This window comes from Acinetobacter sp. CIP 101934, from assembly GCF_000369585.1.
GTDB lineage: Bacteria > Pseudomonadota > Gammaproteobacteria > Pseudomonadales > Moraxellaceae > Acinetobacter > Acinetobacter schindleri.
The window spans coordinates 1,574,956-1,595,987 of record NZ_KB850094.1 but is presented as its reverse complement, the minus strand read 5'-3'; the positions used below and the strand labels follow the sequence as shown (position 1 = coordinate 1,595,987).

Genomic DNA, 21,032 nt, shown 5'->3' with positions numbered 1-21,032 from the left:
AAATTCATATAATTATTAGTTTTTTTGGGGTGGAATAATGTGGTTGGATTTATCAAAAAAAATACATTGGATAGTCACTGTTATGGGGAGTTGTTTCTTTTGTATATTTTTCATAACATTAATAGCGAACTATTTCGAAATAAAAATATACCATGACAGCTTATGGGGAATAATTAAAACATTCACAATTCTTTTTTTTCTTCCAATGTACGTTGCATATAAAGCGATGTTTATTTTTGGATATATTAAAGAGCAATCTGAAATTAATATTTATTCTGAAACTTTTTGGGGCATACTTGTAATCACCCAATGGATACCAGCCACAATGGGTTGGGTATGTGCTAATAATCTATATAAAGAGATAAAAAATAAATCAGCTGAACAAACCTATCACGAACAGCCACAATATTATTATGCACCTCAACCAGCTGTAGTAAATGAATCACCAGTGCAAGAAAAAATAACTACTCAACAAAATAAGGAAAACAAGCCAACAACAAAAAAACTAATATGCGAACCAAAAAAAGTTAATCACTCCACAAGTGGTTTAGATTTTTATGGATCTCTGAAATACGCCATCACAAATACCACATCTAACCTAGAAACAAGATTGAAATGGGGTGTGACATCCAATCAACCCTATGCAATATCAGATTCCTATACAGGAAGTATAAGAGCACGTTTATTTGCTTTTCCTGAATCTTTTACAGGAAGTACAAATTCAAATGGTTATCAAATTGGTGAATATTATCCAAATTTTTCAGGAACAGTAAAATCTACTAATCAACTTTACGCAAATACTTACGTTTCAGGAATTATTTCTTATAACCAGAAGCCAAGTATCCCATCAGGTTCTTATTGTATTGTTGCGTTTTTAGAGGAATACAATGAATATTCTTGTTCTCATCATGATAAATATTGTGTTGCAGCTTGGTTGCAATTCGAAAATGCCGAAACTTTCTAACTAATAGCCGACATCAAGTCGGCTTTTTAGTCAGCACTGACTTACTTTTCTTTATTTTTTTTCAAATCCTGAATTTCTTCAAAAATCAAACTTAATGCTTTTGAAATATCGACATATTGAGTTGGCGGTTTTTCTTCACCAACAAAACTTTGCTCAAGACGTGCGACCATTTCTGCACTTTGTGAACGATTATTCCTATCTGCTGATTCTTCAATTTTCTTCTTCAACTCAGGCGGAACACGCAATCTAACTATAGTGTGATCAGTTTGATTACTCATTAAATCCTCAATGCCACAAATTGTGGTAAATATTTCGTAATAGATATTTACATTACCACAAAGTGTGGCTATAGTTATCAAACGCCACAAAATGTGGCATAAAAAGGAGGAAGTCATGAAAGATAAACAAAAAGATTCAACCGATGTGCGATTTCGCTTAAAAAACGAATCACACGAGCTTTTGAAAGAGAAAGCAAAAAAAGAGGAGCGCTCAATGAATTACCTTATGAATAAGGCGGTTGAGCTTTTATTAAACCAAGAGAGTGCGAAAGCATGAAATTAACAGACAACAAAAAAGCCCCTGAATCTTGGCGGATGCGGAGCTTTAGTGTTGTTAACAAAGGAATATTAACTATGTCTAGTTTAGCATTAAGTTTTAACGATGTAAATTTTTCACCTGTTCAGCATGATGGGCAAATCTGGTTAAGTGCAAGTGAGTTGGCAAATGCATTAGGTTATGCTCGTTCAGATGCAGTTTCAAAAATCTACGACCGTAATGCTGATGAATTTACATCAACTATGACAACGACCGTCAATTTGGGGGTCGTTAGAAGAACAGGTACTGTTGAAATGGGGAATCGTATTTTCTCTTTACGAGGTTGCCATTTAGTTGCCATGCTTTCCCGTACTGCAATCGCCAAACAATTCCGCAAATGGGTTTTGGACATTCTAGATCATGAAGTTTTAAATCAACAGATTGAAAGTCGCCAATCCATCTCACCAGAACAACAAGCTTTACTTCATGAAATTGTGGCTCGTCGCTCCACTGGCGAACGTAAAGTTTATTCCGAGATGTGGGCGCGTCATAATCGACACTTTAAAATCCCACGCTATGCTGAACTGTTAGCCATACATTTTCCTGAGTCTGTGCATTATCTGGAAACCATGGAACTGAAATCTAAAATTACAGCACCTGCTAAAACGACAATGATTGAAGTAGATAAACGCTATCATCAGAACGTTCAAGGCCTTGCATGGCATATGCTTTGGGTTCGGGAGTGGTGGAAGGAATTTGGTGAGCCTTTGCGCAAGCTAAATCCAAATATGGCTGGTGCGATTCATGACCACTTTGCTAACGGTGCAGCATTTGCCTATCATTTTATTGATAAGGATGAGCTAAAAAAGTACAGAGAGTTCACGGAATATTTCCAATGGAATTTAAGTAGCTCAGAGCGTATGGCGCTTAAATTCAAGCGTTAATTTTAGAAAGCAAAGCCACCCGAGGGTGGCTTTTTTTCTTAACTATTTAAATATCGAGCAGCAGCACCCTGCCCATAAATAGCATCAAATAACCCTGCCTGATCCGGATTTTTCTTTAACATAGAAATATGACCTTCTACAGGTTGGGTTGTTTGAGTTTTAGGTCCGCCCATATCTACATACTGTTGCGTTTGGGTATCAAAAATCTGTTGCGGACGGTTGACCATATTACCAGCATTTTGATCCCATTCCTGCCCCCCACCAACTGCCATATAACGATCACGGCCATTCTGCTCTTTCGCACCAGTTAAGCGGTCAATCCGTGCCTGAATAGATTGACGCTGCTCATCATTTTCTGCTCTGTCGTACATCTCATATAGTTTTTCAGCCCGCTCAGCCTGACGAACGCCAAAACCTTCTTTCTTCTCAGTCAGATTCTGCTGACGTTGTTTCAGGCCAAAATCAGTATTGAACTGATAGTTGTCCTGAGCAAGGCTTGCACCATGGCGTAGGTTCTGACCATCTTCGCGCATACCTGTTTGCAAGATGCTTGCAGCATTATTCATACCATTATTCTGTATGCTGGTCGCATTATTCGCATCGGTAATATATCTTTGGTTTGCTAAATTAGCCTCACCATCAATTAACTGCTGTCTGAGTCTAAGTTGCCCACCTGTTAATCCTCTTGCTCCCTTAATCACCGTGCTTGCATCTCTAAACAAAGCCTTACGCTCTGCCTCATCAAATTCACTTCGCTGTGGTGCTTGAGGCTGTCTAATAGCTCCAAAGCCTTGCCCTTGTGGATTCATTCGCTGTGCAATGGCGGCCTGAATCTGCTGTTCACTTGGCCCCATCTCCCGGGTATTGGCCATAAAGTTTTTTACGCCCTGCGGATCTCTGCTAGGAGTGATACCACCCGCAAAACCACTACTTTGCAATTCTGGAATACCCGCGGCACGGGCCTGAGCTGCTGCACCCGGATTGGCATAACTAAAACTATTGCCTTTTTGCTGAATTGCATAAGGATTAGTATTAGTTGATGCGGGTTGTGCTGTCTGCCCTCCAACCGATGAGCCGTACATGGCATCATTTAACTGATCATTAAACGATGGCGCTGTATTTGTTTTTTGCTGTGCAGCATTATTTTTAGGTGTACTGCTTACAGCTGATGCCACCTTAGCAGCTGGTTGTATTTGATTTTCTGTGTCTGATTTCACTCCAGACAAGCCAAACATCTGTCGCACACCCTGTCGCGCCTGGTCAAAACCTTGTCCTGAAAATTCAGCACTAGGTGCAACCATATTGCCACGGTTTGGATTATTTGCACCACCAATCCAAGCTGCTGTACTGCGAGCACCTTCACCTGCACCAGCTGCTAATGCACCTGCACCGCCGAGTAATCCTTTGCCTAACCCTGTTGCTGTGTTTACCAATCCACCTACAGGGTTCCATGCGCCATTGTCATGTTCTGGCGCGAGGAAGGTTTTTGCAGTTTTACCTATTCCCCAACCACCTGATTGTGATTGTTCTTTTGGCTGCACTTGTTGTGTACTTACTTGAGTTGGAGCCACCGCAGGTGCATTCACTTTAGGTTGTGCTGTCGGGAATTGAATGTTCTTGTTATCAGTCAATGCAGTTGCAGTCGATGGCTGGTTAAACCCACTGCGCGGCTGTCCTGCCCCTAAACTACCTTGTGGCTGGCTCTGTGTTTTTAAATTCCGTTTCCATTCATCCTCAACCACCCCACCATCCCGAAAGAACAGCTTTGGTTTTTCACCTGGCTGATCCATGATGGTTTGTGGTAAGCCACTGGGTGTATGGGTCTGATCTTTCATTTGATCCAAAGCCTGTGCACCGACTGCATGCACTTGCTCTGGTGTCATTTCAAACTCACCATTACTGACATTTACATCTAGTGGTTTACCCTGGCCAAGCTGCTCTAAATTTTGTTCACCAATTTGAGCGGTTGAATCTGCCGGCATAATGTAAGTTCCATTCGGTACAGTCTTTTGTACGTCATCAGACGTACCTGTACCTGGCCCCTGAATTTTACCGCCTTCCTGATTGGGCTTTTTCTGCCCTTTTTTTAAACCGAAGCTCATAAAAAAGCCCTAAATCTTATTTGATGAGTAAAATGTTACCGATCAAATAAGACTTAAGGCGAACCCTAGAGGGTCTTAATAGTTACCATAGCTGTAGCTATGGGTTTCGGTCTTGGATTCAGATTCGGTTGCACTGTAGCCAATTGAAGTTGAACCGCTACCGCTGATTTGTGCAGATACGTGCATGGCAGACATGGCACCTGCAGCCATCTGAGCATTAAACTGTGCAATACCTTTCATGCTTTCTGCTGCAAGTTCGGCTTTCTTGACTGAGTGGCTTAAATCGACCTCATATTTTTTGATCTGCATTTCAGCATAAGCCAGGTTGGTACGGATATTCATATCGGTATAACGTGCCTGGGTTTCTGCATTGGCAATACCGGTACGCATTTTCATATCAGCAAACTTGGCTTGAGTATCTGCATACGCCAGGTTGGTGCGTAAATTCAAGTCGGCATACTTGGCCTGGGTATCTGCATTGGCCAGTGCGACACGTGTACGAGATTCAATGTAGCGGTTATAAATATCACTGTTGGCAATCGTGGTCCGTAGCGATAAGTCTGCATAGCGTGAATGTGCTTCTGATACAGCAATAGAAGTACGTGAGCGCATATCAGCAAATCGTGACAAGGTATCTGAATTGGCGATACCGACACGGATCTTCATTTCTGCATACTTAGACAAGGCATCGGCCAGGGCAATGCGTGTACGTGAATTGGATTCCACAATATTGCCTTGCGCATTCATCTTCTCAATGGACAATTGAATCTGCGACTTCATTGCTTCCAGATTGGCCGTGTATGCTTCGGTTTCAAACTGCAGTACTTTCGACTGTGCATCCATAGATGCGCGATAGGCTTCGGTATTGGCCTGAAACTCTGCAATTCGTACACGTGCCGCTTCTAGCTTCATATCTCCTTCTTTCATCTTGATATTGGCTTTAGACGAAAGACCTTCAATAGTGGTGGCATAGGTACGTGCCAAAGATTCATAGGCTTGGACTTTGGTGCCTTCGGCCTTGATTTGAGAATCAAACAGTTCGACCTTGATTCGTTCGGCACCGACCTGCTCACTGTAGGCTTGCACTTCGGTTTTATAAGCGTCAAAGTGACTTTTCACCAGGTCAGCACGTGCGGTTGCGCCTTGGATGAGTGCTTTATACACATCAACATTCGACATGACTGCATCAATTTTGGCTTTAAAAATATCGACGGTCTGTTGGTTAATCTGACCAATGGCAACTTGCGCATCCACCTGAGCCCGAAACGCCGTGATCTTGGCAATGGTTCCTTCAATTTTAGTTTTATATACATCGATCATCGATTTAAACGCATCAGTACGCGCATTAAAAATCGAGATTTGTGCATTAAATAAACTCAGTTTACTTTCGACCTGGAACTTGGCTGCATCCATGATGTTACCGACATAAGCAATCCATAGGTCTTGTTTTAATCGTTCCAGGGCAATACCTTGCTCGGTCAAGAATCGGATATGTTCAAGCTGCTTTTCAAACGACTGGACCATAATATCGCGGTTGAGATCTGCAGATTTTAAACGTGCATCATCCCGGATGGCATCGATCTGCTTCTGTGTCGATCCTTGTGGCAAGCTATAACCGCGACTAGCCCACTGATCAATCACTTCCTGTACGGCGCGTTCTGTTTCACGGCTGTTGCGTTCACGTGCACGATTAAATAGTGATGTTTCAATTTCGGCAGGTAATCCACTACCGGAAGCAGCACCTTCCATCCAGGCGCGGATTTCAGCAACCAATGGTTGAATCGCATTGTCCTTGTTGTGGCTATGATAGTCCGTTGTAGCAATGCTCTGTGCTTGTTGCATGATGCTATCAATATCGCTGGGTAGCTCTACGCTAAACTCAGGCGGCAATTCATCAAATACAGGTAGTGCTTCTGGCTCATAGGTCGGCAAGGTAATGGCTTGCAGGGCTTCCATTTCAGGCAATACAATTTCAGGCGCGTCAGGGATCTCAACACTGCCAATATCAATATCTGGCCGCACTGGCAAATCAAAATTACCCAAGCTTGGCAATGTTGGGAAAGTTAAAATCGGGTTTTCAGGTGCTTCCGGCAAATTCAGATCGGATAAATCCAGACCATTTAAAAGTTCTGATACATCAATATTGACTGTATTACGGCCAATATCCAGACCAGTTAAGCTGAGTTGTGGCAAGGTACCAATTTCAATGTTGGTGTCGATTTCAGGTAAAGAAAAATTAGTGAGTTCTGACGGAATCTCAATATCATTCTGCATGATGGGTGCGTCAGGCAAATTAATTTCAAGTGTAGGAATATTGGGGGATGTGAGTGCGGCAGGCCGTTCAATATCCAGATCCAAAATATGCGGTGCAGGTGCAATCACATTGAGTTCAGGTGCATCTGGGGTATCAATCGGTTGGAAGTGCGCATTCTCAGGACTTGGTAATTGCGGAGCACTTTCAACCGGCTCTACAGTAACGCCAGATAGTGTGGTCATGGCGTTGCTCATTTCACCTAGTAGCTGATTACTGCGTCCTTCAAAGTATTTCATCTTGTCCTGAACTTCAGCAACCGCCTGGTCAACGACATTCAGTGTAGGAATCATCATGGTTAAATTCTCCGTTTTGTTTTGGTTATGTTCACAACCATGTCGTTGATATAGGCTGTCGTGCCTTGAATATTGACTGAAAACTCAAAATGCCGACCACGTAAGCCACGGCCAAAGATCACCCGGCCATTGGTTAAATAATCGCTAGGCTCATTTTTAAGTACATAGTTAAATGTTTGCAGGTAGCCGGTTTGAGTCGTTCCTACATCGACAGACAATTGACCGTCCAGACTATATTCCAGGATCATGTTTTCAGGGTGAACCAGTCCGCCGGCACCGATATCTAGTTTTGCAGTTTTAATCTGTGCCGTGATGCTTTGCGCACCTTGTTTGAGTTCTTCAACACCATTTGCTGTAACCCCATAAAGCCGACCATCAATCGCAATCAGTTCTTCATAAGGGTAATCATAGTAACGGCTCATATTCCAGCCATCTGCTGTGGCAGTCCATGCACCGATAATGTTTTGATTGTCGTAATGTTCAGCATCCAAAAATACAAGCTCAGTCACCCTGGATGTTGCTCGTTTTCTACCTTCAACTGATTCAGAAAATTGAATCCCTGATTCAGCCAGGCTTTTGACAGTGCGCTGCCCTGATACCTGGTCAGAAAACACCAGACGTTCAGTCACCAGCTCAACCGTATCTGATAATTTTTTAAACTCGTCAGCCAGCCGGAAAGATTCTTCCACCCTTTCACGAACAATACGTGCAACCTTGTCTTGCAGTTTAAAACTGTCAGAAACTCGGCTAACTACCTGGTTATAGTGTTCAAGCTCTTGGCCAAGCCCCAAGGTTTCAACGATCAGGGTTTTTAATTTGTCACGCGTGGTATCTGAAAGGATAAGACTTTCTTCAACAAGATCACTTGAACGTGATAGTGCATGCAGACTATCGCTCAACTTCAGACGGTCACTGATACTTTGGAATGCAGTTTTATAGGTGAAATGTGCATCGGCCACTTTAAATGGCTCGATGTGCATAACCTTATAACCCACCTGCTCCACTTCTCCCAGGCCCAGATCTTCAGTGATTAATTCAGACTGTTTCACAAAGCTGTGGTCAGCTAGGCCTAAGACTTCTTCAATCAGCTGAAACTTGCGAACGCTATGAAACACTTGTTCAGAAAAGCCGAGTGCGCTATCTAATCGACCTTTACGACGTGACAGATCCTCATCACTTAACCGGATAATTTCATCTACATTGTGTCGAACCTTGCTGAGTATGGTTTCAGTGAAGGAAAAGCTTTCAACATCACCCGATCTTACTTTTCCAAAAGCATCGGAACTTAATACAATTGTTTCCTGAGTATCATCACGATAGTTACTCATTGATCACCCCAATAAAATGGTATGCGCGGCTGTGGTTCACCAGTGATGAATAGCCTGTGTACTTCCAAAATCCGGCTTCATTGGTTTCACTGATATTGGCATATCTGGTATCACCTAGAAAAACCTTACTACTTGTACGCTCCATGCCGTATCCAAACTCGTCAGGGGATGGCCGGAAGTAACGTGATTCTGGCGCTTCTGTAGATAGCGTGATGATGCGATCATTCACAACCCATTTCAGATTGCCTATGCTTTCTGCATCTTTTCTGGTGGAGTTGCTATATTCATTGACTGTAGGTGGACCACCACCACCGTCACTTTGCCAGGTATTCGCGTCGGGATGAATCAGCCAGGTATAATCTGCAGGCAGACCGCTAATCCACGGGCCTTGATCAGCGAAGTCTGAATACTCACTAGGGTTGTATTCGTGAATTTCCACCCAGACCGGGTTGCCATCTTTCGGATAAGGTATGCCAGTTTGCTTATGCAATGGCGTGTTCCAGGCAAAGACAAAATCATAAGTCCAGAATCTATAGAAGTTCGGATCAGTGACTGCACCCAGACTAAGAGATTCACCAAAATCCTTTTGACCTGTAACACCGGATCTAGCGTGAACGACACAGCTTGTATTAAACATCGGCACAAGTATGGCTAGTTCAAATGACCTATTAGATGTGGTTTCAGTCTTGGTTAAATGGGTGTAATAGCGGTTACGCCATAATGTTCCCTGCATAGCGAAATAGTGCAGAAATGAGAAATAAGGCTGACTGTCATAGCCCTGGTCCATTCCCTTAATAGTGGTATAGCGTTCTGTTGGTGCAACCTCATCACGATCATCAATATCGGTCAGATAGAAATTACCCTCAATCCTGGATTTCCCAAAGGTTTCGTTCATATACCAGGAACCCACCGTCATATATTCTTCAAAATCGGTTTCGACCTGCTTGGTAAATGTTTCTTCACGGTAAAAGTATTTCACCACTTTCAATGAATCATCATCGTAATAGGCATACATGATGGTGTCACAGTTGGCTGAAACACCTGGATGAAGCGGTGTGAAATCAAAGGATACACAAAGCCCTAAGCTGTATTCTGGAAATTTTATTTCAGGTTGATTGGCGCGTTTATTCGGGTGATATAGTTTCCCGGTATAGAGTTTATGCACACGTCCAGTATGTGCTGCAATAGGTTGGCATTGGTAGTCATCCCAATAACTCACCTCTGCACTGGCATTGCCGCTATAGCTACGTGCTCTATCTAGTAATTCTGTTTGTGTGATGTTGCGCAGTTTAAAGCGTAATGATCTGGCCATTGAACTATCACCACGTAAACCACCAGTGATACCTGTTAGATAATTTCCTAAAAGCTGCTTATCTGAATCATTGAGTTCATCACTTAATTTTACGGCATCAACGCCATAGTGCTTATCTGTTCCAATCAGATTCAAAGACAGACGAAAGGTCGAGCACTCAATCAAGCCACGATCATCGTACCGGTATCCAGTATTGTAAGCCGCATTGCCACGACTGTTGAAAGACCAGCCGCAAGCAGTAAACATGGCCATATGAGAATGAAAATCCGCTGTATCGCATATCTCGATAATTACACCGGCACGTACCCATTGCTGAAATTCAACTGGATCTTCAGGAAAACTTTCTCCAGAAGGAAACGCCTTAAATGTTTCAAGAACCGCAATCAGCTCATTATCTGACACCTGGTTGTAAATATATTCGTGAAATACCGGATCAGCTGTTAATGGGATAATAGGTAAAGGCATTACCCATACTTTACGATCTACCTGTATTAGCCATGGTTTACCTTCGTGATCAAAAGCGACGTTATGGCTTTTCGCCCATTTATAATCGTATTGGAATGTTCCATCTACAGGTGGCAAACCTGAATATCCCGGCAATCGTGTATCTTTATATTTTTCCCATAGCTCGAAGCGTAGCTTTTCAGGCAATGTAAAACTTATGCGTTCGATATCACTGTCAGGCAATTGATCAAAGTCCTGTCGGCCATAACCACCCACAAACTGAATCAACTTGGCCATATTTCCACGGTACCATCCTGGGTTTTGTCCAGAGTATTGCGTGTACTTTGTTACTTCACCAAGAGATGCAAATTCAGGAAACTTATTATTGGCCAGAATAGTAAAGCGTTCTAGTTCAAGTGTTTTGGTAAGTTTACGCTCAAGCTGACGTTCAAGCCGGTTTTTACATTGCTCAGTGATCTGGATAGCAACTTTTTCACCACGACGTACAGCTGCTTTTTCAATCATCCCACTAAAGAACATCGGAATATATTCTTTCACTAAGCCGTCATGAATGAACTTAAATTTTTCAGGTTCTTGTTTATCTGCAAGCACACGAAAAACACCACCCATTTCCTGCACGATGAAGTATCCACCGTCGGGTAAGTCATAGGTCTGTTTCAGGTTGTCAAGTTGACTGGCTTCCTTAAAAGTAAGAAAGCGGTGAATCACGGACGAGATACGCTCTATATCATTGTCAGTGAGTACACCGCTTATTACATGAAGCCCGTATGGTTTGGGGCTTGCCATGGGTTACACCGTTGCGCTTAGTCGATAGCCGATCTCGTAAACATCACCATTCTGGAAGGTACGCGCTACGGCATACTTACTTGCAGAAACAAGTGTACCAGTCGTACCGCCTTTGGTTGAGTTAGTGAGCAGTGCCGCACCGGTGACAGTCAAAGTTCCCGAGGTTGCAATAGTCAGTTGCGCAGCTGCCGCCATGTTGTCAATCGAATTACCGTTCGTATCTACTGGAACCCACTCGGGACGTGTCGCATTGGTATAGCCTTCAGTGCCACTGACAATCTCACTCGCTACAGCAGAAAAATTTGCCGCTGTCCAGGTCGGTGCTGGTGCCGTACTACCGCTAAATAATGCCAGGAAGTATTTTGCAGGTTTTGCTTTACCGCCTAAGGCCACATTCAGGATATGCGCAATACCCTCATTGACCACCAGGTTGTCATTGCGCTGCCATTCACCACCATTGACACGATCAAAGTATTCGCCTTTAAAGCTGATGCCGCCTAGCTTGTTAAACGTAATTTGATTGTCCTGTTCAGTGTATTCACCACGTGCCAACGCACCTAAAAGTGCGTCTTGATTAATTTTTTCCATTGTCATGACCGGATTTTATTGAACTTGTCATCAATGTAGTACAGTGACAATTCGGTCATCAAACCTTACAGACTGTCCATTCTTGGCTACAATACCCTTTAATGTTTTGGCATGAGCTTCGATCAGGTTTCCGGTAGGCGTACCAATACAGTAACCATTTTCAGCCAACCACAATACAGATTCTAAACCTGCAGATATCTCCCCAAGCAAATCACTATGGATACGTAAGGCTGTACCAGGCACCGGTGCTTTAGCGCCAGTTTGCACCAGGCGTAAATCTCTAACATCCGACCCACTTAAAAAAACCACACTGTTAGATTGACCAACCCAAATACCAGATTCTACCGGCTCCACAAAGGTCACACGTTGCGGTAAGGCAATATAATCATAACGCTCATCACATAAATGAAAGTTTAATGCCTGGGAAAAATACAGCATGTTTTTATCTGCGGTCAGCAAGCGTCCACGCCATAACTTTAAAAATTTACCGGTGCGCATCGGTGAAAGGTGTTGAAACTGTGCAGCACGTGTCAGGTCTTTATCACTGCTGATTGTGAAAGTAGCTGTATTGACAGCAACAGCACCCACCTTCAACAGCTCAGATCCGTTACGCCCAGTCATATAAATCACGATCTGGTCAGCATCTTCGCTATAGTTATACGGCAAGATCAACTCAATACCGCCTTCAACATTTAAACTTAGACTTGTTGATAGTCCAGATTCACGTCCATCCTTGGACCAGGAAATTGCAACGGTGTATGTTCCATCCAAGAGTGATCCATTTGTTAAACGTGCTACCGGTTCTGGTGGAGTTTCAATCGTCAGCTTAACCACACTTGCGCCATCATATTTATACAAAGCAAGCGCATTTGAAATAATAATAAAATTATTCACCACCAGGTAATTCACACTTCCTTCTAGTTTGATACCAAGGCTTTCATGTGACCAGTCCGCCGGATTGACTTTAACCAGCTCTCCATTCAATGTGGCAAAAGTGTCGCCATGTAACGGACTATTCCATAAATTTTTATATGGTATCTCTGTAGCAATTACACCAGTATCACGCAACTCCACCCGGCCGCTTGAACTGATATTGACGTTCACAGCATCACGTAGCTTTACGAAAGGTTCACGACCGAAACTCGACATGCTTTCATCATCTGAAACATTATCAAGACCACGCAATGGAGTTAATCTTTTCATTTTGGAACACCTTTTCTATATTGATCTGAGTTTCCATCAGGTCGAATGTAATGTGTTTTCAAGCGAATATCTGGAACACCATAAACTGCTTGATTGAATGACTGTATTTCAATTGTTTTTGGTTCAATCACTTCAGCCTTCTTAACCAACACAACTTTCAGGCGACCACCAAAAGCACTTATATCCATATCCCCATTAAAACTATCAAAACCTTGCGCACTTACATCACGTACACGTAAACCGATCACTGTTTTTCCGAATACCGAAGCGTCATAACCTGCCGGGATAGTCGGCATTGGTTCGCCTACCCAAAGCCCCTTCGGTTTATATGCCTGGTCGCCATTCAGCTTGGTCCCTAATCGTGATACATCTTCACCGACTGGATAAATGTAGCGGTGGAAGAAGTCGATTTGGCTTGCAGTAAACACACTTCCCTCAAACCCTTTTACAGTCACGTATTGAGGACCGCGATAAATCGCTTCTACTCTGGCACCACCAAAACTGGTCATCGAATTTTTATTGAACTGCTCAATAGTCTGCGGTGAGCCATCAAGCAGCTGATGCCACCCCATACGAAAGGCATTAATTGACGATACGTTGATATAACGCAATCGCAAATCGATGTTAGGTTGGCCTGTGGTTAGACCATTAAATCCATTCGGACGCGCAAAACGGTGTTTATTGGTAATGATGGGTGAACCAAATACTTCAAAACTCTTAACATAGTGTCTTTCACCACGTACCGGATGGTTGTCTATCGCCTGCCCAGGTGCCTCCATGACCGCATAAATCGTATGTGGTGATAGTCTTGGCATTCCTTTCACCGAGCTTTGATCTCCAAGGCTTGGTATCTTGATCGTTCTGTTGCGTAAAACGACCGACGAATTACCAAAGTACAGATCAAAAATACCTGAATCCAGAATGATGCCATTAGATTGCGCATGATGCTCACCATAGCGCGAAGCGGAAAACCCTACTGGAAAGATGACGTTACCTTTAAACAATGGTACTGGCACCTGTCGCTCAGGTGGTGCAATACCATCTGCCGTGTAGGTATCAGGACGAACATCATTATCGTTCTTGGACACCCAATCTAGGGTAATTGTTTGCAAACTATAAGGCGGTGCACCGGTCTTGGTGGCTTTGGTTAAGCCGATACGCATAGTATCAATGCCGGATACGGTAATTAATCGGTCACGGTAGCCTATAGAATGCCGGCCAAACAGATCAGACTTAAAGCCATCAATGAAATAACTTTCTCGATCACGGCGTAAAGATGGGAAGCCAAATTCCTCAGTGACATTGCCACGTTGACGTAATTCCGGTGTGACGTTGCGCACAGCAGGATCACCGAAGTAATGGCGCAAGGTCCATCGTGGCGTAATGATATTCCACTTGATGAACAGTGATGGCCCACCAAAACGCATTAAATCAAAGCCAATTGGCTCAAGATAGCGCGTATGCAAATCAAATTTTGGTAATGGAATCGAAGGTGGATTGATCGAGTAGCGGCTTTCAATACTCAGGTTTCTCACCTTAAACGCCACCATTGATGTACCTGACTGGAAGGAATCAAATGCACCGACCCAACGATATTCGCGTCGAGTATTCACTACCGTTGCATTACCCCAGGCATCATGCTGTGCTGTAGCTGCCTTGATTACTGCTGCCTTGTTTCTCAGGTTAGCCCATGTGGAAATATACGGTGCTTCTATTGATTCTGGTCGTACCTGTCGAATACGGTCTGCAATCATGTTTAGGCCAAACAGCGATTGATCTTGACCAAGAGGAAGTATAGGACGTGCTTTGTTTTCAGGATGAGCGTAACCAAATCGCTGCGCATCAAAGGATTGAACCCCGATCACACGGTTACGGTTGTTAATCGTGGTCCAGTAGCCAAAGCCACCAGGATTCAGGCCGTCATTCGGATCAAAGATCTGATACACATATTGGCGGCTGTTCCAGACTTTTGCGGTACCGTAGCGGTCGGATGCCTGATTGCCAAAACTATGAAAGCCTAAAGGCCGGATCCATCGTTTAAATAACTCGACCTGGGCTAATCCGAAAGCATTGCTTGATAATCCCAAAGGATACAAGGACTGTCTTTCTGGAATGATACGGCTACCAAATTGGGTGGCGATAAAACCTGTAGGAACAAGGTACCGTGTGCCACCAATCTGATGATTACTTTCAAACTCACGATAGATGCTTGCCGTTACCAGGTAACGCACACGGAACCAGATTTGCGGAGAACCTAGCGCAGCATAATCCAATCCCTTGTGTAGCAATGACCGATTGCCGTGAGTAATTGTTGCAGCACCATATCTAGCCTGGTCCGCACCATTTGGTTTTAAGTTTCTGTAGCGGAACCAGGTACGTGCATCACCAAAGGCCAGATTATCCCGACCAACAGTAAAAATGTATCTACGCTTGTTACTGATAACCGCAGCACCGATCAGCATCGAATCAAATGCTTTAGGGTTTAATTCTGGTGACTTGCTGAACTGATGACGACCAAAGCGTTCCTGTTCCTGGTAGCCAAAGCCGCGAACATTTAAACGTCTTACTCTTTCAGCGATTAAGTGTGAACCGAAAGCCGCTGTATCCAAACCACCAGGAATAAGGGATGGTGTTTTATTACGGATTGCTACTGATCCAGTCGCCAGTGAATCAAAACCGGATAACTGGATATTGATCAGGTTGGAATACAGACTGGCCCAGTCGCTTAAACTGGATTGGTCCACACCGACAGGAGAAATAAGTCGACGTGTATTGCGTATTGCAATATCACCAAAGATACCACCGCTGATCTGTCCGGCAAACAATACCTTTTGTGTTGGATCGTAGGCTTTAGGGTAGCCAGATACAAAGCCTTCCACTTCACCTGGTGTGATAAATCGAGGGCTATGCGAAATCCATGCTGTACCGTAGAGGTCGTTAGTAAAACCTTTAGGTGATGGATTGCGCTGAACAATTGGATTGCCTGATGCAAAACCTAGTATTCCTTTAGGTGCCAGAAAACGTGGAGATACGTTCGGCCGCGGTATTGACTGTGCGGATAAACCGATGGCCTGAACAAACTGGTTCGCTGTGGTATTGACGACCTTTGGTGCAGTAAAGGCACTGGCATTCAGGCCGATTACATTGACGTATTTCACCCCACCAATCAGGAATGGCGTACCAAATTTTGCACTATCCAGACCATTGTATTTAACATACTGGCGCAGGTTATAAATCTTAGCTGAACCAAATTGCTGAGAAATGAATGCGGTTGGGAATAATTGTCGTGACTTGTTGACAATTGCCGCTGTACCAAAACCTTGTGCATTAAAGCCTGATACCCTGGCATCTTGAGTTGTGTTGTAAAGTGTTGCTTCACCAATAGTAGACTGGTTAAGTCCACCCGGCTTTAAGAACTGGTCGTACTTGAGCACCGTTTGACCAAACTCAGTCATACGCTCGCCAAACGGTGAAGTATGCTGTGTGGCCGGTGCGAAATAGCGGTCTACTGTCGCAGCATTCGGATAGGTGGTACGTCCGGTGATGCGTGTTGCAGGTAGCGATTCGTAATCAAAAAACCTTGCTGTGATAGCGTTACTTGTAGGTATTTCAGGTTTAATCTTTTCAGATAAAAAACCTTGCGGCTTAACCAAGAAGTTTAGATGGCGAATCGCTGAAATACCTAAAGTACATCCGTCGAAACCTTCGACCAGTGCATATTTTTCTTTAGGCTTGTCGTGCTTAATTGTAGGTGTGCTTAGGTAAACAGCACTCGCTGTAATACGAACACTGTTTAAACGCTGATAGTCCTCAAATTTTGCAGTTACAGAAGTGCTTGCAGGTGCCTTAGCACCCATACCATCTAAAAAGAAACCCTTGGCTTGAACGATTTGTGCTGAATTGTAAATCTCGCCATTTTGACCAAATGATTCAGACGAGGATGGCTGAGATACTTTTATCTTCTTCCAACGAACATCACTGTTAAAGATCGCAGTAATCTGGGTAGAAGGTTTCGATACAGAGGAAGGCAATTCACCTGTAACACCTTCACTGTGTGGTGCAAAATAAATATCAGCCATTCATCGTTACTCAGGTTGCACCCAATCTACAACCACACTGTTTTCCATATCGCTATCAGCCTGAAATAGCACAGTAAGGGGTTCTGCTGCTGCCAACAGCGGAAGCTCATAACGCCCATCTACGCCGGACACGGCTTGCCCTTGAATAGCCAAAGTTACACGATTAAGTGCAAAAACCTTACGCTGTACCGGCACATTTAAAGCATCTGTGATAGGGGTGGTATCCTCATTGGAAATTGTGCCACCGATGGGTGGAGAAAAGACAATTGCACCGGGATACCCTGCAGGACGATCAGTAAACACTGTTTTCGCCCAAGTCACTGTATCATATGACATGAGAAGTTCATTTTGATAGATACCCACTACTAGCGATTTACCATCCGGTGAAAAACCACACGCACTTGCAGCATGGCCAGGGTGACTCGGGATTGTAATTTTAGTCCAGTTGACAGTTTCAAAAACCGAAAGATATGGGTAACTACTATGTGCAACAGCAACCAATGACCCGTCCGGGGAGAAACGCACACAATAAGCTGTACCGAAACCTTTAGCACCGACAGGTGACATTCGGCTCATATCACTGAGATTGAAAATATATAAACAAGGTGCACTGTTTATAATTACTGCCAGTTTGGTGCCATCAGGAGAATATGCACAACTCTGCGATGTATCAGCAAGAGCAGGCGATATAGCAGTTTTTTTTGACCAGTCGGTAGTATTGTAAAATGTAAGAAAGGGTGTAACTAAATGTGAAACTGCCAATGTTGATCCATCTGGTGAAAAATCACAACCGAATGCTGAGTTTGGAGGGTTACCACCAGTCAGAACTTTCTTAGACCAATCCGCTGTGTTATATACAGTGAGATAAGGACTACTATCATGCCCTACGGCTAAGTATGAACCGTCTGGAGAAAAAGCAGCAGACCGTCCAATACCGCCAGGAAAGCCACCTGCAAGTGTGATTTTGCTCCAATCCGAAGTTCTATATATATGTAGATAAGGATAGCCATAGTTGATCACTGCCAATAAACTACCATCAGGAGAAAATGCCCCTGCCATGTTAGTGTTAGCGAAACTTCCAGAATTGGTTAGACCGATCTGTTGCATTCTCGCTTTAGTTTTCCAGTCATATATCGAAAGGTAATTTGTTGCAGTTGAGCCGTTGCTAGGCACAAATAAAAAGGTTCGCTTCATTTCAATTCACCAAATACCGTTTCGTTGTTCCAATAGCCTTTTTTATCGTGCCATTCGCTATATTGATGAAAGAATGTTTGTTCACCATTAGAACGTGACTGATCCTGTACAAAACCAACAATCCATTCCATTACGTTTCCATGATCGCCATAACGACCTGCCGACATCTCCAAAGCAAACATTTGAAATTTGGGTATGTGAATTAGATCATGCCAGGGGATCTTAACTTCATCACTTGCATATACATCGGCTTTAAATCCTTCTACACCCACGGATTGAGTGGGTGGCTTTTGGTTGTTTTCCATACACCACCTAATAAATTAAACCTTAAAGATTTTATTTGTTCCGTTATCCCAGGTCACAATAATGTCACCGCCGTTTGGCGTGATCGGTAAGCCTGTTGCAGTATCGATATATGCAATTAATGGGCTTGTTGCTTCTACACCAGTATCGGCATAAATAATGATGGCTTCAATGGATGCACCGGTTACAGACGTAAATGTACAGTCAGCAGCATCGGCAGCACCACCAGTTGTGGCCTTGGATGTGAGTGTGACCGGACCTGCAATACGTGCCGATGTTGGAATGTCTGATAAATATTGGTGAACCGCTGTTTGCGGTGTGTACGCACCGGTATCGACCAGAACAACTTTAATCGTATCGGTCATCCAGTTAATCTGTGCTTCCAAAAACCGCTGACGTGCGAAGTCATAGAGAGTATTCGCCATGATAATTATCCAAATAATAAAAACATGGCTTTATGATGTGAAAGTAGGGTTAGACTAGACCAACCCTACACGGGCTTTAGGGGGTTATGGCCAGAAAGGTGTGACATGATGTTCAAAATCCTCTCGAACCTCACGACGTAAGTTGCTATCAGGCCGATCACCAAAGTAGTCAATAAATTTATACTCTGCGATCTGTGCACGGTTCGGATCCATGAACTCGGTGTCTGGGATACTGAATGCTTTGTGCAGTGCCCATTGCACTAAGTGTGCATGATGTGCCTGATTAATTTCAGGCTGATCCGTATCCTCTACCATATCAACAAGTGGTAAACGATAGCCTTCAATGATCAAGGTGCCGTCTTGTTCAGGACGTGGTACCAGACGCAAACCTGTGTCAGATTGAATGGCATGCTCTGGATCACCGATTCTCGTACGCCAGTTGCTATGGTAGCGATGACTTAGAATCTCCTCAGAAGCCAACTTCACTTCACTTTCACATTGGCCATGTCCAAGATCAAAGCGTAAATGTGTCAATTCATAGATACGCGGATCAAGCGGGTACTGTGCCTGCCCTGCTGTAATTTGAATACGGCAGATTGTGGCATCTTCTGCTTCATGCAAAAGACGACCACGGATACAGGCCTCATGAACTGCGTCATTTAGCCATGCATCCACATCTTCATCACTGGTAAAGTATGGCTGTACCGAATCACCGGCTTCAACACGAAAGCGTCGACGCAATTCCTTTAAGTCCATATTTAGATCGCTCCAAACTGACGTACTTTTTCAATCGCTTTGTCTTTCAGTTCATCGAGCTTGAATGAGTTAGGATTTACCTTTTCACCGTAGTTCGCTTCGATGTAATCCGTCACAGCCTTTTTGGTACCGAACTGCTTGATCGATTCAACCTCATTGAAAATTCGATCCTGTTCCTGCTTCAGCTTGTCCTGTTCGGCCTTTTGCTGTGCCAGAATTGCATCAGTATCATCCAGACCTTCTGCTGCAGGTGCATCACCTGCTTCTACTTCTTTGAATTCAGGATGACTCAGGAACTGCTTGGCAAAGTTGCTTGGTACCGTACGTGGCTGGCCACAGTTAAATACCAGTTTGGTGCCGTACAAGTTGTCTGTGAACTGGTCTTTCGGCCCGTCATAGACAATGGTCACGCCCGCTGTTTTAACTTGCGCTGCTGCCGCTGCACCAATTGATTGTGTCTTTTGAGCTGCTACCTGCAACTGTAGTTTTACAAGTTCGCCATTCAATGCAGACACATCATCTGGATCTGGTAGGTCTTTAAGTAAAGTCACAACCGCTTTAAACAGATAGTCTTTGGTTTTCTGTTCTGCAGGTAACTGGTCATATGGCAGGATGCAAGGATGGGTTTTCTTTTCCAGATCTTTTACTTCACCATAGGTCCAGCCATCGGTTTCTTTCTGTGCCAGCCATGATGCATGTGACTGTTCTGGCGTAGTATCAGGGTTTTCCAAATGCAGTTTTACACCATACTCAATACTTTTTTTCAGCTCATCTGAGGTTTCTTCCCAGGGTAAATGAGACTGATCACCCAGTGATGCGGAATATGCCAGATTCATTCCATGTGCAATTGCTGCCAATAAAGCGATTTTCATAATGATTCCTCATGTGAAATATAAAAAAGGGATGGTGACTCGCTGAAAATCATCCATCCCATAAACTTCATGTTTTTATACTTTTACTTAACGCGGGCCAGTCAATTCACCAGACACCACAATCTTGATGTCTGATGCTTTGGCATTGGCCGCACCACCAGTGGTGAGCGTTAAAATCGCTGGCTTTGGTAAAGTCACCAACTTGGTACCGGTTGCACGTAAACGCGCTGCGGTCGCCAGTGCACCACCACTAATAAAATACGCTGCATCCTGCGGCACTTCTGTTGAGTCCACACCATCGGCATACTTAAAGCCCAGTGATCCAGTCACTGATGCTGTCATTGCTGTATTGATTAGCACCTGCGCATCATCCAGTCTGAAGCCCACTGGCAATAAACCCAACTCGATTACATCACCTGAAGCCACTGCCACATCGGAATTGGAATCCAGTACTGCGCCTGCCGCATTGGTAGCCAATGAGAAGACAAAGGCTGTCACATTGCCGTATGGCACTGCACCACCGAAGCGATTCGCAAATCCGCTTTTACGTTTAATTGTAGCCATGAGTTA

The 21,032-nt window shown here is 43.8% G+C and carries 17 protein-coding genes; 3 read left to right on the top strand and 14 right to left on the bottom strand.

Translation table 11 applies throughout. From position 1 onward, the window contains the following. Window positions 1-37: 37 nt before the first annotated feature. Window positions 38-964 (top strand): hypothetical protein, encoded by a 927-nt coding sequence (locus tag F899_RS07970; RefSeq protein ID WP_034433994.1) that lies wholly within the window; start codon window positions 38-40, stop codon window positions 962-964. 41 nt (window positions 965-1,005) lie between these two features. On the opposite strand, the gene F899_RS07965 is transcribed toward F899_RS07970, so the two are convergent. Continuing rightward, the gene (locus tag F899_RS07965) at window positions 1,006-1,242 is read right to left on the bottom strand and encodes an Arc family DNA-binding protein (protein WP_005221971.1); all 237 of its coding nucleotides are present in this window, start codon (window positions 1,240-1,242) and stop codon (window positions 1,006-1,008) included. Window positions 1,243-1,357: 115 nt separating this feature from the next. Here F899_RS07965 and F899_RS15570 point away from each other — a divergent pair, with 115 nt between their 5' ends. Then, window positions 1,358-1,519 carry a hypothetical protein gene (locus F899_RS15570; RefSeq protein WP_005221969.1) on the top strand — a complete coding sequence of 54 codons (162 nt, stop codon included), beginning with the start codon at window positions 1,358-1,360 and terminating at the stop codon, window positions 1,517-1,519. A gap of 77 nt (window positions 1,520-1,596) precedes the next feature. Next, complete coding sequence (locus tag F899_RS07960; protein WP_034433992.1) at window positions 1,597-2,442, top strand: BRO-N domain-containing protein; 846 nt, start codon at window positions 1,597-1,599, stop codon at window positions 2,440-2,442. A 38-nt stretch (window positions 2,443-2,480) separates the two neighbouring features. On the opposite strand, the gene F899_RS07955 is transcribed toward F899_RS07960, so the two are convergent. The 13 genes from F899_RS07955 to F899_RS07895 all read right to left on the bottom strand — a co-directional run bounded on the left by F899_RS07955 (window position 2,481) and on the right by F899_RS07895 (window position 21,026). Then, window positions 2,481-4,544: a hypothetical protein gene (locus F899_RS07955; RefSeq protein ID WP_005221965.1), complete on the bottom strand. Its 2,064-nt coding sequence runs from the start codon at window positions 4,542-4,544 to the stop codon at window positions 2,481-2,483. 75 nt (window positions 4,545-4,619) lie between these two features. Beyond that, a complete protein-coding gene (locus F899_RS07950) occupies window positions 4,620-7,151 on the bottom strand; it encodes a hypothetical protein (protein WP_005221964.1) in 2,532 nt (843 codons plus the stop codon). A gap of 2 nt (window positions 7,152-7,153) precedes the next feature. Next, complete coding sequence (locus F899_RS07945) at window positions 7,154-8,479, bottom strand: hypothetical protein (protein ID WP_005221963.1); 1,326 nt, start codon at window positions 8,477-8,479, stop codon at window positions 7,154-7,156. Then, window positions 8,472-11,042: a hypothetical protein gene (locus F899_RS07940; RefSeq protein ID WP_005221948.1), complete on the bottom strand. Its 2,571-nt coding sequence runs from the start codon at window positions 11,040-11,042 to the stop codon at window positions 8,472-8,474. Before F899_RS07940 ends, F899_RS07945 begins: the two co-directional genes overlap by 8 nt. A gap of 3 nt (window positions 11,043-11,045) precedes the next feature. Beyond that, window positions 11,046-11,630, bottom strand: a complete 585-nt coding sequence (locus F899_RS07935; protein WP_005221946.1) for a hypothetical protein — start codon at window positions 11,628-11,630, stop codon at window positions 11,046-11,048. Between the two features lie 30 nt (window positions 11,631-11,660). After that, window positions 11,661-12,833, bottom strand: a complete 1,173-nt coding sequence (locus F899_RS07930) for a hypothetical protein (protein ID WP_005221944.1) — start codon at window positions 12,831-12,833, stop codon at window positions 11,661-11,663. Further along, window positions 12,830-16,912: a hypothetical protein gene (locus tag F899_RS07925; RefSeq protein ID WP_005221942.1), complete on the bottom strand. Its 4,083-nt coding sequence runs from the start codon at window positions 16,910-16,912 to the stop codon at window positions 12,830-12,832. Before F899_RS07925 ends, F899_RS07930 begins: the two co-directional genes overlap by 4 nt. A gap of 6 nt (window positions 16,913-16,918) precedes the next feature. Next, window positions 16,919-18,106: a WD40 repeat domain-containing protein gene (locus F899_RS07920; RefSeq protein WP_005221941.1), complete on the bottom strand. Its 1,188-nt coding sequence runs from the start codon at window positions 18,104-18,106 to the stop codon at window positions 16,919-16,921. Next, window positions 18,103-18,411, bottom strand: coding sequence for a hypothetical protein (locus F899_RS07915; RefSeq protein WP_005221940.1), 309 nt, complete (start codon window positions 18,409-18,411; stop codon window positions 18,103-18,105). The genes F899_RS07920 and F899_RS07915 overlap by 4 nt, the downstream gene beginning before the upstream one ends. Before the next feature lie 15 nt (window positions 18,412-18,426). Next, complete coding sequence (locus tag F899_RS07910; RefSeq protein WP_005221939.1) at window positions 18,427-18,834, bottom strand: hypothetical protein; 408 nt, start codon at window positions 18,832-18,834, stop codon at window positions 18,427-18,429. An 84-nt stretch (window positions 18,835-18,918) separates the two neighbouring features. Continuing rightward, window positions 18,919-19,590, bottom strand: a complete 672-nt coding sequence (locus F899_RS07905) for a phage adaptor protein (protein WP_005221938.1) — start codon at window positions 19,588-19,590, stop codon at window positions 18,919-18,921. Between the two features lie 2 nt (window positions 19,591-19,592). Beyond that, window positions 19,593-20,462, bottom strand: coding sequence for a RyR domain-containing protein (locus tag F899_RS07900; RefSeq protein ID WP_005221937.1), 870 nt, complete (start codon window positions 20,460-20,462; stop codon window positions 19,593-19,595). Window positions 20,463-20,549: 87 nt separating this feature from the next. Beyond that, window positions 20,550-21,026: a hypothetical protein gene (locus F899_RS07895; protein ID WP_005221936.1), complete on the bottom strand. Its 477-nt coding sequence runs from the start codon at window positions 21,024-21,026 to the stop codon at window positions 20,550-20,552. Window positions 21,027-21,032: the final 6 nt, after the last annotated feature.

What these genes read in the sequence shown, in the direction of transcription:
- F899_RS07970 (WP_034433994.1), top strand. Translation starts at nt 38, where the DNA reads ATGTGGTTGGATTTATCAAAAAAAATACATTGGATAGTCACTGTTATG.
- F899_RS07965 (WP_005221971.1), bottom strand. Translation starts at nt 1,242, where the DNA reads ATGAGTAATCAAACTGATCACACTATAGTTAGATTGCGTGTTCCGCCT.
- F899_RS15570 (WP_005221969.1), top strand. Translation starts at nt 1,358, where the DNA reads ATGAAAGATAAACAAAAAGATTCAACCGATGTGCGATTTCGCTTAAAA.
- F899_RS07960 (WP_034433992.1), top strand. Translation starts at nt 1,597, where the DNA reads ATGTCTAGTTTAGCATTAAGTTTTAACGATGTAAATTTTTCACCTGTT.
- F899_RS07955 (WP_005221965.1), bottom strand. Translation starts at nt 4,544, where the DNA reads ATGAGCTTCGGTTTAAAAAAAGGGCAGAAAAAGCCCAATCAGGAAGGC.
- F899_RS07950 (WP_005221964.1), bottom strand. Translation starts at nt 7,151, where the DNA reads ATGATGATTCCTACACTGAATGTCGTTGACCAGGCGGTTGCTGAAGTT.
- F899_RS07945 (WP_005221963.1), bottom strand. Translation starts at nt 8,479, where the DNA reads ATGAGTAACTATCGTGATGATACTCAGGAAACAATTGTATTAAGTTCC.
- F899_RS07940 (WP_005221948.1), bottom strand. Translation starts at nt 11,042, where the DNA reads ATGGCAAGCCCCAAACCATACGGGCTTCATGTAATAAGCGGTGTACTC.
- F899_RS07935 (WP_005221946.1), bottom strand. Translation starts at nt 11,630, where the DNA reads ATGGAAAAAATTAATCAAGACGCACTTTTAGGTGCGTTGGCACGTGGT.
- F899_RS07930 (WP_005221944.1), bottom strand. Translation starts at nt 12,833, where the DNA reads ATGAAAAGATTAACTCCATTGCGTGGTCTTGATAATGTTTCAGATGAT.
- F899_RS07925 (WP_005221942.1), bottom strand. Translation starts at nt 16,912, where the DNA reads ATGGCTGATATTTATTTTGCACCACACAGTGAAGGTGTTACAGGTGAA.
- F899_RS07920 (WP_005221941.1), bottom strand. Translation starts at nt 18,106, where the DNA reads ATGAAGCGAACCTTTTTATTTGTGCCTAGCAACGGCTCAACTGCAACA.
- F899_RS07915 (WP_005221940.1), bottom strand. Translation starts at nt 18,411, where the DNA reads ATGGAAAACAACCAAAAGCCACCCACTCAATCCGTGGGTGTAGAAGGA.
- F899_RS07910 (WP_005221939.1), bottom strand. Translation starts at nt 18,834, where the DNA reads ATGGCGAATACTCTCTATGACTTCGCACGTCAGCGGTTTTTGGAAGCA.
- F899_RS07905 (WP_005221938.1), bottom strand. Translation starts at nt 19,590, where the DNA reads ATGGACTTAAAGGAATTGCGTCGACGCTTTCGTGTTGAAGCCGGTGAT.
- F899_RS07900 (WP_005221937.1), bottom strand. Translation starts at nt 20,462, where the DNA reads ATGAAAATCGCTTTATTGGCAGCAATTGCACATGGAATGAATCTGGCA.
- F899_RS07895 (WP_005221936.1), bottom strand. Translation starts at nt 21,026, where the DNA reads ATGGCTACAATTAAACGTAAAAGCGGATTTGCGAATCGCTTCGGTGGT.